At 58.3% G+C, this 545-nt stretch carries 1 protein-coding gene; it reads right to left on the reverse strand.

Annotation, left to right across the window (positions count from 1 at the left end):
• Positions 1-140: 140 nt before the first annotated feature.
• A complete protein-coding gene (locus tag EXE42_RS16565) occupies positions 141-410 on the reverse strand; it encodes a hypothetical protein (RefSeq protein WP_137707018.1) in 270 nt (89 codons plus the stop codon).
• Positions 411-545: the final 135 nt, after the last annotated feature.

A 545-nucleotide genomic window follows, 5' to 3' on the forward strand; every position in this document is an offset into this window, starting at 1 on the left:
ATCGACGGCGGCTTCGCTGCCGTCCACGTTCTCGGCTTCGATGGTCAGCGCATTACCCGCCTCGACATCGTTGAGCGCCTGTTCGATTGCGTCGCTGTCCGTCAGTTTCGTAGTGTCGTCAACAGTTTTCGTACTCATTGTTACTCGTTGATGTCCTCGTAGTCTTCTTCGGCGTTCTTCCGCCACTCCTCCTCGTCGTACTCTCCGACTTCGACGCCCGTAATCTGCGGAATTGCCAGCAGGGCCGCACGGATGCGTTCATGCGAGTCGTCGGAGTACATCATCCACAGATTGTCGTTCGGGTCAATCTGGACGACACCGTCATCGTCCACCTCACCGTCGATCCCAAACCCGATCGTTACGTCTTGTGGGTCGCCGTTGCTGTCGTATGTGACGCTGATTTCTCCCATCAGTTACTCCTTCATGCGGATGCTCACACGGACATCATCGCCCGTGGACAGGGCCAGTTCGTCGCGAACGTTGACGGGGACGCGGATGACCCCGTCCGTCGCGAGGGTGACGTGGAAGACGGCCGTGTTGACGTG

This window comes from Halorubrum sp. SP3 (assembly GCF_005435195.1).
GTDB lineage: Archaea > Halobacteriota > Halobacteria > Halobacteriales > Haloferacaceae > Halorubrum > Halorubrum sodomense.